13 protein-coding genes and 2 pseudogenes are annotated in these 14731 nt (G+C 44.3%); 3 read left to right on the top strand and 12 right to left on the bottom strand.

Features of this window, described 5'->3' with window-relative positions:
- Positions 1–164: 164 nt before the first annotated feature.
- The 8 genes and pseudogenes from AAW31_RS15055 to ilvD all read right to left on the bottom strand — a co-directional run bounded on the left by AAW31_RS15055 (position 165) and on the right by ilvD (position 9551).
- Positions 165–1338, bottom strand: a pseudogene (locus tag AAW31_RS15055) (IS3 family transposase).
- A 100-nt stretch (positions 1339–1438) separates the two neighbouring features.
- Positions 1439–3547 (bottom strand): RelA/SpoT family protein, encoded by a 2109-nt coding sequence (locus tag AAW31_RS15065; protein ID WP_046850859.1) that lies wholly within the window; start codon positions 3545–3547, stop codon positions 1439–1441.
- A 356-nt stretch (positions 3548–3903) separates the two neighbouring features.
- A complete protein-coding gene (rpoZ, locus tag AAW31_RS15070; protein WP_046850860.1) occupies positions 3904–4107 on the bottom strand; it encodes a DNA-directed RNA polymerase subunit omega in 204 nt (67 codons plus the stop codon).
- 45 nt (positions 4108–4152) lie between these two features.
- On the bottom strand, positions 4153–4758 hold the full coding sequence (gene gmk / locus AAW31_RS15075; protein WP_046850861.1) for a guanylate kinase: 606 nt from the start codon (positions 4756–4758) through the stop codon (positions 4153–4155).
- Positions 4759–4765: 7 nt separating this feature from the next.
- Positions 4766–4903: pseudogene (locus AAW31_RS23780) on the bottom strand (hypothetical protein); the annotation flags it as partial.
- 291 nt (positions 4904–5194) lie between these two features.
- A complete protein-coding gene (locus AAW31_RS15080; protein WP_046850862.1) occupies positions 5195–5506 on the bottom strand; it encodes a c-type cytochrome in 312 nt (103 codons plus the stop codon).
- Between the two features lie 21 nt (positions 5507–5527).
- Entirely contained in the window at positions 5528–7621 is a 2094-nt protein-coding gene (locus AAW31_RS15085) for a thioredoxin domain-containing protein (protein WP_309567363.1), read from the bottom strand.
- 256 nt (positions 7622–7877) lie between these two features.
- A complete protein-coding gene (ilvD, locus tag AAW31_RS15090; RefSeq protein WP_046851844.1) occupies positions 7878–9551 on the bottom strand; it encodes a dihydroxy-acid dehydratase in 1674 nt (557 codons plus the stop codon).
- A gap of 113 nt (positions 9552–9664) precedes the next feature.
- On the opposite strand from ilvD, the gene lgt reads away from it, so the two are divergent.
- From lgt to AAW31_RS15105, 3 genes are all read left to right on the top strand, one after another.
- Entirely contained in the window at positions 9665–10480 is an 816-nt protein-coding gene (gene lgt, locus AAW31_RS15095; RefSeq protein WP_046850863.1) for a prolipoprotein diacylglyceryl transferase, read from the top strand.
- A gap of 524 nt (positions 10481–11004) precedes the next feature.
- The gene (locus AAW31_RS22285; RefSeq protein WP_200899646.1) at positions 11005–11400 is read left to right on the top strand and encodes a hypothetical protein; all 396 of its coding nucleotides are present in this window, start codon (positions 11005–11007) and stop codon (positions 11398–11400) included.
- Positions 11401–12035: 635 nt separating this feature from the next.
- On the top strand, positions 12036–12344 hold the full coding sequence (locus AAW31_RS15105; RefSeq protein WP_046850865.1) for a sll1863 family stress response protein: 309 nt from the start codon (positions 12036–12038) through the stop codon (positions 12342–12344).
- Positions 12345–12500: 156 nt separating this feature from the next.
- Here the strand turns inward: AAW31_RS15105 and AAW31_RS15110 are convergent, their stop codons facing one another.
- The 4 genes from AAW31_RS15110 to AAW31_RS20150 all read right to left on the bottom strand — a co-directional run bounded on the left by AAW31_RS15110 (position 12501) and on the right by AAW31_RS20150 (position 14563).
- A complete protein-coding gene (locus AAW31_RS15110; RefSeq protein ID WP_082110486.1) occupies positions 12501–13304 on the bottom strand; it encodes a Crp/Fnr family transcriptional regulator in 804 nt (267 codons plus the stop codon).
- A 562-nt stretch (positions 13305–13866) separates the two neighbouring features.
- Positions 13867–14034, bottom strand: coding sequence for a hypothetical protein (locus AAW31_RS21475; protein WP_158441557.1), 168 nt, complete (start codon positions 14032–14034; stop codon positions 13867–13869).
- A gap of 15 nt (positions 14035–14049) precedes the next feature.
- Positions 14050–14343, bottom strand: coding sequence for a transposase (locus AAW31_RS23255; RefSeq protein ID WP_327136313.1), 294 nt, complete (start codon positions 14341–14343; stop codon positions 14050–14052).
- Complete coding sequence (locus tag AAW31_RS20150; RefSeq protein WP_200899647.1) at positions 14276–14563, bottom strand: IS630 transposase-related protein; 288 nt, start codon at positions 14561–14563, stop codon at positions 14276–14278. Before AAW31_RS20150 ends, AAW31_RS23255 begins: the two co-directional genes overlap by 68 nt.
- Between the last annotated feature and the right edge of the window lie 168 nt (positions 14564–14731).

Consider the following 14731-nt stretch of genomic DNA (forward strand, 5'->3'; position numbering starts at 1 on the left):
ATTTATAAATAGAATTACAGGAAGTGATCCTACGGGCCTCATCATACCTTATTTTACATTTAGATTACTCCCCCTCTACCCCGCCCAACTGATTTTTAGAGGTTAAATTATCCCAAACATCATTATAGAATGGTGACGTGGTCAAGTAAAATCGGACACCTCAGTTAAGCTGCTTTTATCGATTCTGCTGCTTCTGCTTCATATTGATTCGGACTTTTGTAATCCAGGTATGAATGCAGTCTTTGGTTGTTATAAAACACGGCGATATACTGCAAAATATCCTGCTGTGCTGCATGGCGGGTTTGGTAATGCCGCCATTGGCAGCGTTCCTGCTTGAGGCTGCCAAAGAAACTTTCCGCAACCGCATTATCCCAACAATTTCCCAGACGACTCATGCTGCCAATAAAACCGTATGCTTTCAGTAGATTGCGGTATGCTTTACTAGCATACTGCGACCCACGATCCGAATGCACGATCAGGCCAGGCGGTGGCCGGCGTAGCCAGATCGCCATTCGTAATGCATCACAAACCAGTGTTGCTTTCATCCGTGAGCTCATACTCCAGCCCACCACCTTTCGGGAGAACAAATCGATAACAATCGCCAGATACAGCCAGCCTTCCTGAGTCCAAATGCAGGTAATGTCGCAAACATAGACTTGATCCGGTCTGGCAACCGTAAATTGCCGATTCAATTGGTTCTCAAACACTGGCAACGGGTGATTGCTGTCCGTCGTCACCTTGTATTTCTTCCGGTGTTTCACTTGTATCCCGGCTTCTTGCATTAGTCTTCTCGCCTTCCAGCGACCAACCCGATAGCCCAAGGCACTTAGCGCTCGCTTCATCCTGCGACTGCCATAGGTATAATCGCATGATTTTGCAATATTCTGCACAGCATTAAGTAGTTGCCTGTGGTGTAGATCATCCGGGCAATTGCAGCAGCGTTGTTCATAGTCATGAGTCAAGCACTGCGACTGACACCCAATAGCCGGCACATGAGGCCGACCGGGTAGGTCTTTTTCTTTTGGGTGATGAACGAATACTTCACTTCGTTTCTTTCGCGAAAAAGACCGCCGCCTCCTTTAGTATTTGCCGCTCAAGCTTTAATTGCTTGTTTTCTAGTTTAAGCCGCCGGATTTCTTCCTGCTCCGGTGTCAGTTTCCCATTACCGCGGAATGCCTGACCATTAGTATCCGCCTGGCTTTCCCTGATCCATCGCCCAAGCATGTTAGCCCTGATTTCCAGGTTTCTGGCAGCTTCTGCTATCGTTAATCCCTGATCCAGTACCAAGCTGATTGCATCCAGCTTGAATTCCTTTGTATAGTGTTTCCTAGGTTCCATTTCATCCTCCAATTAAGACTATTTTCTCTTAACTGGAGTGTCCGGGTCTATTAGACCATATCATGGTTACCTACTGAGCTTTTAAAATAATAAAAAACGCCTAATTCTTCGCTCGACCGAGTTTCACAACTTCGTCAATATGCCTCAACCCTCGCATGATTTGAGCAAGATGCTGACGATTTCTCGCCTGCAGAATGAATTGCATCGTGGTGTAATCCTTATCACTTTCCATAGTGACATCATCGATATTCGAATCTGCTCTGGCAATTTCTGCAGCAATTCGAGCAAGCACACCACGTTGATTGACCGCTGTCATGTTAATGCCTACTTCAAAAGTTCTGGCGATCTCTTTGCCCCACGCTACATCCAATACATTCTCAGATTTTTTCTGAATTCTCATCACAACAGGGCAATCATGCACATGAATCACTAATCCCTGATCTTTTTTAATCAGCCCAACGATAGTATCCCCAGGAAGGGGATAGCAGCACCGCGCAAACTGCACTGTCATACCCTCCGTTCCGAGAATCACAACAGGATTACTAGCATTAGTGACTTCAGATATGGTTTCTCCAGGTACGACCAAACGTTTAGCAATGACGGCCGACAGTTGTTTGCCTAAGGTAATATCGGCGAGTAAGGCTTTCTTTGACTTGGCACCACTGTCCTTGACAAGTCTTTCCCATTGTATGTCAGTAATAGCATCAGGGTTGACCCCAAATGAGAGTAGAGCTTGATTGAGTAAACGCTCACCTAACTTTACTGACTCTTCATATTGAATGTTTCTAAGAAAATAACGTATACTTGAACGCGCCCGTGCGGTAGCAACATAAGAGAGCCAAGCAGGATTAGGGTTAGCATAGGGCGCAGTTATAATTTCAACACGATCACCATTCATTAATTCAGTGCGCAAGGGTATATTTTCCCCGTTAATTTTAGCTGCAACACAACAATTACCCACATCGGTATGTATCGCATAAGCAAAATCCACTGCGGTAGAACCTCTTGGTAACTCAAGTATTTTTCCTTGTGGCGTAAACACATAGACTTCACCAGGAAACAGATCGACCTTGAGGTGCTCCAGAAACTCAATTGAATCGGAAGAATCGCTTAATGTTTCCAGCAAGCTTTTTAACCATTGATTGGTTTTTAGATGTAGCTCATTTACCTCTGCACCATTGCTTTTATAGAGCCAATGGGAAGCTACACCCATTTCAGCAATCCGATGCATCTCATAGGTTCGGATTTGTATTTCTATTGGTAATCCATAAGGCCCCAGCAAAGTATTATGCAGCGATTGATAGCCGTTAAGCTTAGGAATCGCAATATAATCCTTAAATTTACCAGGAATGGGTTTATATAAACTATGTAAGGCGCCTAATGCTAAATAACATGAAGCAATATCCTTCACCAGCACACGAAAACCATAAATATCCAGTACTTCCGAGAAGCTCAGATGCTTCTCACTCATTTTTTTATAGATGCTATAAAGATGCTTCTCCCTTCCAGTTACTATTGCATCTATCCCTGCATCTTTAAGTCGGTTTTTTATCGCATCCAGGATTTTACCCACTATTTCGCGACGATTGCCACGAGCTGCTTTAGTCGCTTTTACCAGTACTTTGTAACGATTAGGGTAGAAATAACGAAAACCAAGTTCCAGCAATTCCTGGTAAATGCTATTCAAACCCAACCGATGAGCAATAGGGGCATATATCTCCAAAGTTTCCCGTGCGATGCGACGCTGCTTGTCAGGACGCAAAACTTCCAGCGTACGCATATTGTGTAAGCGGTCAGCCAGTTTAATAAGGATAACCCTTACATCCTGCGCCATAGCTAATAACATCTTGCGGAAATTTTCAGCTTGAGCATCAGCTTTGGTCTGGAATTCAATCTTCTTTAATTTTGAGACACCATCTACTAGCTCTGCCACTGATAGGCCGAATCTTTCACTGATTTCTTCCTTGGAGATAGTCGTATCTTCAACCACATCATGTAATAATGCAGCAGCAAGCGTGATGACATCTAGATGGAGCTCACTGAGGATATGAGCAACCGCCACAGGATGAGAAATATAAGGTTCCCCAGTTATACGGAATTGCCCAGAATGGGCACCTTGACTAAAAAAATACGAACCTTTGAGTAAAGCTAGTTCTTCAGGCTTAAAATATTTCGATACCTCAAAAAATAATGACTCAGCTTCAGGCATTATTACATGAGAGTTCGACAATGAAAGCTCTGACATATAAGCGTTTCCCAATTTTTTGCGGTAGCTAATTCAACTTTATTTACAAATAGTAGGATAAATTCTATGTTTGCAACGACAATATTAGAACAATAAATATTCCTGATCGATTCGATGGAGATAATAATCAGCATCATATATCCAGAATATCACTGAATTTATAGCGAATTCTGTATTATGCAAGATAGGGGAAATGAAATAAAATACTTAATGAATAATTTGATAATGCTACCGTTCTATCGCCAGGGAATCTGTTACTTACAATATAGTAGATTACTTCAATTTTTTCTGTTACAGCTTAATCTTGTTACCGTTATCTTTTAACGTATGGTATTAAGAATTTCAAGCCCTACCTTCCCTTTAGCCAATTCACGTAGCGCAATGACAGTAGGTTTATCTCGAGCAGCATCGACCATCGGCGTAGAACCAATTGCTATCTGCCTTGCGCGTGCAGTCGCAGCCATTGTCATATCAAAGCGATTGGGAATCATTTTTAAACAGTCATCAACAGTGATACGAGCCATCATTCATTCCTTTTTTATTTAAAAAATTTACTCAATCAATATTATTTAGGCAAATTGTGCTAATAGTGTATGCTGTTTGACCAGCTGATGCATCATTCTGAGGCGTTCTGCCCGAATAATACAACAAATATCTTTGAGTGCTTTATCCAATTCATTATTGACCACAGCATAATCAAATTTGTTCACTTGACCTACTTCTTCCCGAACTGCTTTTAAACGTCGCGCAATAGCTACTGGATCATCTTGCCCACGCTGTTGCAGGCGAGCTTTTAACGATTCTAGAGAAGGAGGCAAAATAAAAATGCTGACTGCTTCAGGAAAAATTTGTCGTACCTGTTGCGTGCCCTGACAATCAATCTCCATCAAAACATCTTGACCTGACGCCATGGTTTCCTTAACCCAATGATGTGAGGTGCCATATAAATTTCCATAAACTTCTGCACTTTCAAGGAATTCCCCTCGCTCCAACATTTGATTAAAAATATCCCGATCAATAAAAAAGTAATCTTGCCCATTTATCTCATTAGGACGGGGTTGGCGAGTGGTGTGAGAAATCGATAGGCTCAAACCCATACGAGTCTGAAGTAATGCTTTAATCAAGCTGGTCTTACCAGCCCCTGAAGGAGCACTGATGATAAATAAGCTACTCATATCATAATTATATTGAATTTCTCCTACATTTTGACAAAATAATTTCCATTAAAACTATTTTAATGCACCCCATGTTTTTTAAATAACGCTGGTGATATTCTTCCGCAGGATAAAACTCAGGAGCTGGTAAAATTTCATTTATGCTCGGATCGCGCCGCTGTCCGCTTTGTTACAATTTATCCCGCAAAGTTATCGCAGCGGCTTTCTGTCCTAGAGCATATAAGAAAACATAGTCGATCGATATTAATAACCTATATCAGATTTTTGACAATTAAGCGTAGTAGGATCAAGGCAACACCAGAAAGTATCCAGTAAATTCTCGAAAGAAGTTAACTAATCTTAAACCCCCAGGATGAGAAGAAACGTTTTATCAAGGCAGAAAAATAATAGGTCGATGTGCCTTGAACGCGCATCGACCTTCCCTCCAAGATTCGTATTACTTAAGCGTCAAAATGAATTCTGCTAGCTTTTTAGCGTTTTCATCGCTTACATTGGCGTTAGGTGGCATTGGAATGGTCCCCCATACTCCATTACTACCATTTTTAATTTTTCCTGCCAAGTAATCAGCTGCATCAGCTTGACCTGCATATTTCGCAGCAACATCTTTAAGTGACGGGCCAACCAATTTAGTATCAACATTATGGCAGTTTAGGCAACCACTGCTTTTTGCTAATTCAGCATCTGCTTGTGCACTGCCAATCCATAATGCAGCAGATGCTGCCATTACACCTAACAACACTTTTCTCATCTTATTTTTTCCTTATTTGAATTATAAAGGGAATATCATTCTACCCTTAACTTTGCAGGCTTGCAGCAATTCCTGTAAGTTTTTGATTTCGGGCAAGCATGTCTCACCTTGACAAACCCAGGCATTGACACTTTGATCTACAGGCAAGGCTTTGTTCAAACTTTGCGGTAATCCAGCCAGCTCTATCGGTAATGCCAGCACAATGGCAGCTGGCGCATGCAATGTCAGTGCGCGATGCCACTCACTGAGGAGAGCGCCTTTTCCACGCAAGATAACAATTTGTGGTGGTGTCAGCCATTCTTTCAATGCAAGCAATAAACTACAGTAAGCACTAGGATGTCGCTGTATTTCAGGATAAAACAATTTAAGTGTATGTTCAGCTGATTGCAAATAACGATATTCCCCGAGCAAATAACCAAGTCGTTGAAGCGATATCGCTGCCACACCATTGCCAGATGGAATGGCATTGTCCTGACCTGCTTTGGGTCGATGAATGAGCTTTTCATGATCGCGACTCGTAAAAAAGAATCCACCTAACTGCTTATCTTCGAACTGATCCAGTAATACCTCTGCCAATGCTCTAGCCAACTCCAGATCAGACTGACGAAATTCGGCTTGCATGAGCTCCAGCAGACCATCTAGCAAAAAGGCGTAATCATCGAGATAAGCATTGTGGCGCGCCTTGCCATCCTTGAAGGTGGCGAGTAGCCGATTATTTTTCCAGAGGGTGGTGCCGATAAAATCTACCGCCAACATGGCGGATTTTATCCATTCGCTCTCCTCAAAAATCCTGCCTGCTCGCGCCATGCCCTTGATCATCAAACCATTCCAGCTAGTCAGAATTTTTTCATCACGACCAGGGTGAACACGTTGCTCCCGTTTACTGAAAAGTTTGCGCCGCGCCGTTTCAATCCATTGTTGCACTTCCTCTTGACTTATTCCCCTATCGCTGGCTATAGCTGCAATGGCTTGCATGATTTCGAGATGCCAATATTTATTTTCAAAATTGGGAGGGCGTGAAAGACCAAAGTAAGGGGCGATGACAGCATACTCATCAGCTGTCAAGACAAGCTCGATTTCATCTTTATCCCAGACGTAAAATTTTCCTTCTTCATGTTCCGAATCTGCATCTAAGCTCGCAAAATAGCCTTCTTCCTTGGGCCCGGATTGCATCTCACGCATTAACCAGCCAACTGTCTCATGGGCAATCCGTTTAAACAGGGAATAATGGGTTGCAAGCCAGGCGTCGGCATAGAGCTGTAACAGGAGTCCATTGTCATACAGCATCTTTTCAAAATGGGGAATACGCCAGTACTGATCGGTACTATAACGAAAAAACCCTCCTCCTAATTGATCGTAAACACCCCCATTAGCCATTTTCTCCAAAGTATAAGCTGCGATATGCCAGGCTTGCTTATCCTCTTCAGAAAAATACCACTGCAGGCAGAATTTCAACTCTGCAGGATGAAAAAATTTTGGCGCAGCACCAAAGCCCCCATGCGCTTGATCAAAGTTTTCTAGCAGCTGGGCACTTGCCTGCTCGATAAGATGGCAGGAAGATGCAGAAATATCGGTAGTTGTTGCAGGTAAAGTCTCAGCAAGCATTGCCAGTAGCGCGCTATTTTGCTGTTCAATATCTTCTCTGCGCGTACGATATAGCTCAGCAATTTTTGGCAGTAACTCAAGAAAACCAGGCAGGTTATAACGAGGCTCTTTAGGAAAATAAGTACCTCCAAAAAAGGGCTTCTGTTCTGGCGTAAGAAATATCGTCAATGGCCAGCCACCATGGCGATGGTTAAGGATGTAATGCGCCGTCTGATATATTTGGTCGAGGTCAGGACGCTCCTCACGATCTACTTTAATATTAATAAAGTATTTATTCATCGCTGCAGCGACTTCGTGATCCTCGAATGATTCGCGGGCCATCACATGGCACCAATGGCAGGCGGAATAACCGATAGAAAGTAAAATGGGCTTATCTTGAGTACGCGCCAGTGCGAGCGCTGTCTCTCCCCATGGGTACCAATCTACCGGATTATCCGCATGTTGCAACAGATAAGGGCTGGTTTCACCTGCCAGATGGTTGGACATAGCATTGGTCAATAAATGATTCAATCATGCATTCTTAGGATGAGTCATACCAATCCTGGTGGAGAAGCTATAAATAAATTTATTACGCACTCCAATCGCGGTATTGGGCGGGACTCGCCTTACCTATTTTTATCTATTTAATAGGTCACTCCGCTGAAAATTTGATTGATCGAAACTTACTTCGTTCCTTCTCTCGTCACTATGTTCCGTCCATCTTGCGTTTGGAGTTTCTTGCAATTTTTGGCGAAAACTGCGTTTCCGCACTATCTGCGTCATTCCGCTAATCGGTAATTGCTCCGCGGCTGGCAGTCGATACCAGTTTGGCATATTTTGCCAGCACACCGCGTTGATAACGCGGCTCACGCGGTTGCCATGCTGCACGGCGTCGTGCGAGCTCATCTTCAGAAACATTAAGTTGCAACAAACGCTGGTTCGCATCAATCGTAATTGAATCTCCCTCCCGCACCAACGCAATGGTTCCCCCCACAAAGGCTTCCGGTGCCACATGGCCCACCACCATGCCATAGGTTCCGCCGGAGAATCTTCCATCAGTGATCAGCCCAACCGAATCCCCTAACCCTTCCCCGATCAGCGCTGACGTGGGCGATAACATTTCCCGCATACCCGGCCCACCTTTTGGACCTTCATAGCGGATTACCACGACATCTCCTGGCCGAATTTCCTGGGCAAGGATGGCATTCATGCACGCTTCCTCAGACTCGAATACACGCGCAGGTCCCGTAATTTTTGGATTTTTTACGCCGGTAATTTTGGCGACTGATCCTTCCGGTGACAGATTGCCTTTAAGGATCGCCAGATGACCTTGTGCATACATAGGATTTTCCCATTGCCTGATGATATCCTGATCCGTGCGTGGTTTCTCCGGCACATCACGTAATATTTCTGCTATCGTTTCACCACTGATCGTCATGCAGTCACCATGCAACAGCCCATGCACCAATAACATCTTCATGACTTGAGGAATGCCTCCGGCATGATGTAAATCTGTGGTTACATAGCGTCCAGAGGGTTTCAAATCACACAATACGGGCACTCTTGCGCGTATTGTTTCGAAATCATCAATACTCAGGTCTACATCAGCAGCATGCGCTATCGCCAACAGATGAAGTACCGCATTAGTTGATCCACCTACTGCCATCACCACCGAAATCGCATTTTCCATAGATTTACGTGTAATCAGATCGCGTGGACAAATCTGCTTTTTGATGGCGTTGACCAAAACTTCTGCAGAACGTGCGGCACTGATTAGTTTTTCCTCATCTTCCGCCGCCATAGTGGATGAATAAGGCAAGCTCATTCCCATGACTTCGATGGCCGACGACATGGTATTGGCGGTATACATGCCACCACAGGCACCCGCGCCGGGACAGGCATGCCGCTCTACTTCCAGTAATTCCTTCTCATCGATTTTATGGGCAGTATACTGCCCCACGGCTTCGAACGCGCTCACGATGGTCAGATCGCGCCCTTGGTAATGGCCCGGTTTGATGGTGCCGCCATAAACAAAAATAGCGGGCACATTCATTCGCGCCAGCGCAATCAAGGCGCCCGGCATGTTCTTGTCGCAACCCCCGATCGCAATCACGCCATCCATGCTTTCACCCTGTACCGCCGTTTCAATGGAATCAGCGATCACTTCGCGTGATACCAGTGAATATTTCATGCCTTCGGTTCCCATGGAAATACCATCGGAAATCGTAATCGTGCCAAACATTTGCGGCATTGCCCCGGCCTTTCTCAAGGCACGCTCAGCGCTGAGAGACAATTCATTGAGCCCCATATTGCAGGGCGTAATCGTCGAAAATCCATTGGCAACACCAACGATGGGTTTATCAAAGTCGCCATCGGCAAAACCCACTGCCCGCAACATGGCGCGGTTGGGTGAACGTTTTGCTCCTTGAGTGATGGCTTGACTGCGTTTATTGTCTGGCATGATTTCTCCTGAAAAACCAAAAATGCGATCTAATTGATTAAGCAGTTGCACACTGCTGCGGCAGGCTTAGTTACCGTATAATACATATTTTACCGTAAATCAGCTTGTAACCTATGCTTATCCATCCTCAGTTCAATCCGGTCGCAATCTCCGTTGGTCCGCTTTCCATCCACTGGTACGGCCTAATGTATCTGATAGGTTTCTTTCTCTTTATTGTGCTGGGCCGTTATCGAATCAAACACAATCCACAATCAGTTATTACCCCTACCCTACTCGATGATGCGCTCTTCTATGGCGTGTTGGGAGTCATTCTGGGAGGGAGGCTCGGACACATTCTGTTTTACCAATTCAGTTATTACTTACAGCATCCCTTGGAAATATTTGCAATCTGGCAAGGCGGCATGTCATTCCATGGCGGCTTTATCGGTGTCATCTTGGCGATGGCGCTGCTAGCACATAAGCACAAATTACCTTGGCTGGCAGTAACTGATTTTATTGCACCGCTGGTGCCGCTTGGGTTGGGAGCAGGCCGCATCGGCAACTTTATCAATGGTGAATTATGGGGACGCCCCACAGACGTTCCCTGGGGCATAATTTTCCCCCATGTCGACAATCTGCCGCGTCATCCTTCTCAACTGTATGAATTTGCTTTGGAAGGGATTGCGCTGTTCATTTTGCTGTGGATTTATTCCAGCAAACCACGACCAGTAGGGGCTGTCTCCGGTATGTTTTTGATTGGGTATGGTGTATTCCGCTCGTTTGCAGAATTTTTCCGCGAACCTGATGATGGCTTCATGGGGATATTAACCTGGGGTGTTAGCATGGGGCAATGGCTGTCACTGCCGATGATCGCTGCAGGTATCGGAATGCTGTTTTGGGCATATCGTTCCTCGAACAAACCATTGCCAAAAACCAGAAGTCGTCGTTAGTAAGCTGGCAAAACAGATTCTCGCTTTCACTACACTGTTCTTATGTTATCAATACATCATAAGAATACTCAGTTAGCAGATCGTAACGCTATGCTATCTAACAAAGAGTCTTTATCTACCACCAAATAAGGCTTGTGGATAAGTGCGAGCTTGAGAAGTTGTCGGATGAACGCTATTTATTGGAGCCTATGGATATATTTGTCACGTATCAGTCAGCTGCGGATTGGTTAAATAATAATCAAGGTGTTCTTGGCTTACTGATATTCGTCTTTACCCTTCTTCTAGGGTGGGTTAGTGGAATATTTTCGGCTTTGCGCCGGAAACCGAAATTTAAAATCAATCTGATTGACGGGCCGACTTACTGTTGTACTTATCTCACAGGAAAGAGCCACAGAGACTATGAAGTGCACCGAACGGGAATAGTTCTTTATCTATCTATTGCGAATGTTAGCTCATCAGCGTCTAGGATCGAGAGAATTTCAGTAGGTTATCACTGGCATCTACGGCCTTTCAGTAGCCTATGGATGCGAAACACGCTAGGCTGGTTCTGGCTAACAGATCAGGCCATTGCCTTGGAGGACTTCCAAGTTCGCATTGGTAAAAGTATCAAGGTTTATCCGTTTCTGATACAGAGAAACAATCTTTCTCCAGTAGAGAATAAGACATACCTCGAAGTTGGCAGCGCGACGAGTGGTGTTGTGTATTTCGAGCAAGCTGATAGTTGGGGTGGCTGTTTCCCAAGTATTCAAAATGGCCAAGTTAAAGTAAAAGTGAAAATTGAAGATGTATTTGGTAGAAGTCACTTGATGATAGCGTGGATACCAGCAGTTTCTTTTGAAGATGCCTGCAAATTCAATCCTTCGTTCGGCAAGACTCTTGCAAATCTACATAGACAGCCCCTTTCCACAGAACAAATCTAACTGTAGGTTGCAAATGAGGCCGATAATGCTCCTTGGCAAAAGACACATAAGCACGCACATAAGGGCCAATCTTGCGATGAGATATCTAACTTTTTTCTATTTTTTTTTAACAACCCGACTGACAGCACCGTAGGGTGCAATAGGCGAACCGTATTGTGCCGTCATGAAAGGTTTAACATTCGGCGCAATACGCTTCGCTATTACGCCCTACACGAGCCACACGAGCTGCTAGGCAGGCTCTCTCTTTAAAATATTGAAAGCACAGTATATTTTCCATTATGTGCGGCACCGCACAGACAGTTTTTAGCTTTGTCACCAAAATTGAAATGCTAGATATGCGTTCGAAGGTATCGCTCATGGGTATGCTTGGGGAACCTTAAACACAGGATAGAAATTGCTTGGAATATATTAAAAATGGCTGCTCTAGTGAAAGAGAAGTTTAATTGGCCTGTTGAGTAACATTAATATTGAAATCGTTAGCGCCATTATTGGCAGCCTCCTGTCCTGTTAGGTCTGCTACTTCATCGGACCAGTATGGGCAGTCATAGCAGGAGTTGTTGTGTTATTAATTGTAGTGAAGTGATCGTGAAGCTTAAAGAATCAATCCTAACTTTATATGATAAAGGAGAGACATTATGAGCGAGCTAGATGCATACAAACAAAAGCTAGAAGCCGAGATAGAACAAGCAGAAGCTAAATTGAAGGACTTGAAAGCCGAAGCGAAGAGTTCTGCAGCCGATGCCCAGATCCGTATGCAATATGATCAACGCACTCAAGAACTTGAACAACATATTGATAATGCGAAAGCCAAGCTGAAAGAGCTCGGAGGAGCAGGTGAGGACGCTTGGGAGGAGCTTAAGGAAGGTATAGAAAATGCTTGGGATTCATTAAGGAATGCTGTGCGAGAGGGCGCCGCCAAAGTGAAAGAGAAATTTAAAGATTAAATACCTCTCTCATATTAAAATCCAGAACATATTCAGGGGCAGGAGGCGATCGAATTTATTCTTGATTACATGGCAACATTCACAGATTTACGCTTCCAGCCCCGAGCGATCCAATACTTTGATGTGCCCGCGGCTGTAATCAATCAATCCGGCTCACTACAATTTTCCAGCAGTCTCTGTAATACCTTCACTACGCCTACCCGGCATATAGGCGAACCCAGCATATAGGCAATCATTTCCTGAGTCATGGTTACTCAAGGGCAGGAGGCGATCGAATTCATCCTTGACTACATGGTAACATTCACAGACTCGTGCTTCCAGCCCCGATCGATCCAGTACCTTAATGTGCCCACGGTTGTAATTAATCAATCCTGCTTGCTGCAATTTTCCAGCAGCCTCTGTAATCCCTTCACGGCGTACACCTAGCATATTGGCAATCAATTCCTGAGTCATGGTTAACTCGTTTGAATGAAGCCGGTCAATGCTGAGCAGCAGCCTCCGGCAAAGTTGCTGGCCTACCGAATGATGCCGATTACAAACTGCAGTTTGAGCCATTTGAGCAATGAGTGCCTGGGTGTAGCGCAACAATAAATGAAGTAGCGCATCATGGCGGTTAAATTCCTGCATAAACAAAGGTTGCCGTATCCGATAGGCGTAACCCGCACTCTGCACTAAAGCTCGATTAGTCATGGTTCCGCCGCCCATGAATAACGTAATCCCGATTGCACCCTCATTGCCGATAATGGCGGTTTCTGAAGACCCTCCGTCTTTCATGGCGTGAAGCTGCGATACGATGCAATCCGTAGGGAAATAGACGAAATGCAACTTTTCTCCTGGTTCATAAAGAATATCACCACAGCTCATCTGGGCCAGCTCTAGATGAGGTAGAAGACGTTCATATTCGGTTGAGGGTAAAGCATTGAGCAGTTGGTTTTGTCGGGGGCTTGGTATGTTAATCATAATTTCTACTCCTCCCAATAAAGTAAGGTGCTATAGCTCTAATAAACTTATTAAATTAGTAGAAAACTAAGGGCCTTGATTATGAATTAAACTCAGCTCTGTCCTGTAACGCAGAGCATTCTGATCTTCAAGTTGTCAATAGGCTATCAAGTCTCTGCCAAGCGTAACGGGTGCTGACAATTCAACTCAATCACCGTCAGTAGAATTATCCTAAAAAGTTTTCAGGATAATGTGTGATACCGTACAGATAATGCCCAATCATACCTTTAAACTGTTAGTGACATTTTCCCTCAAGGAGGTTTCATGAATACCGCAACCTAACTTGTGTTAACACTGATGAAAGGGATATTAATTTTGTGAGTACCGAGATAATTTTTAATTATCTTATGGCTGTCAATTTAACTGCCAACAGGTATTTTGGAATTAATACAGTATCGTTTTGTGTGAAGCAAGCTCCTCCAAAAATACATGTACAAATTATGGGACAATATCATTTTCTGACAGTTCCCTTATTATGTATTTATCTGCTTGAGATGCGATTGCAATCTTTTCATTTTTATTGCTAAAGGATAAATAATAGGAAAGTGATTGAGTTCTTGCTCTTGTGAATAAAACGGGGGAGATATTCAAGCGTATGCCCGGCATTGGCAATGGTGATTTTGATATCCTGCCGTTTGTGGAAGGTCGCGTTGTCCATGACAATCACGCAAGCGGACAGGAGCTTGGGCATAAGGTTCTGCGTCACCTACGCATAGAAGATGTCAGCGTTGATATTAGTGGTAAACAGGTCCATGGTCAGGAGCGCTCCTTTGATCAGAGCGCCGATCACATTGGTGCCACCTGTTGCATGCCAGTCTTTTACACCATGACAGCGTTCACCCACAGGCGCATAGCCATGCGTACACGGCATGTCATGCGCAAAGCCGCTTTCATCAAGGTAAACGATGACGCGACCTTCGCGCTCATAGCCTTCAATTTTTTTCTGGAAGATACGCCGCTCTTCTTCGCTGGCCTTTGGATGACGCAGGCTTTTTTTTATAAGTCACATCCAGACGCTTTAAAGCGTGATTGATGCCTTGAGTACTGACGCCAAACCGTTTGGCGCGCTCGTACTGATACGCGTCTGGATAATTCTTGACGTCTTGCGCCAACATCTCCATGTCGATCTTGGTTGCAGGCTTGTTACGAGTTGTCCTGGGATCCGGAGTTTTGATCCAGCGCATCACGCTGGCTACCCCTACACAAAAACGCTGCGCCACTTGCGCAATTGAAAGGTTCTCCTTCTTGCGAACAGATCATACTTTACGGCGAAATGATATCGGATAAGTCATCCATAAATTACAATCAATTTATTGGGGATATGCTATACAATGACTAATCCCTTTTCAACTTGTTGCTAGAGCGTGTTGAACATTACCGAGTAGAGT

The sequence above is a fragment of the Nitrosomonas communis genome, assembly GCF_001007935.1.
Taxonomy (GTDB): domain Bacteria; phylum Pseudomonadota; class Gammaproteobacteria; order Burkholderiales; family Nitrosomonadaceae; genus Nitrosomonas; species Nitrosomonas communis.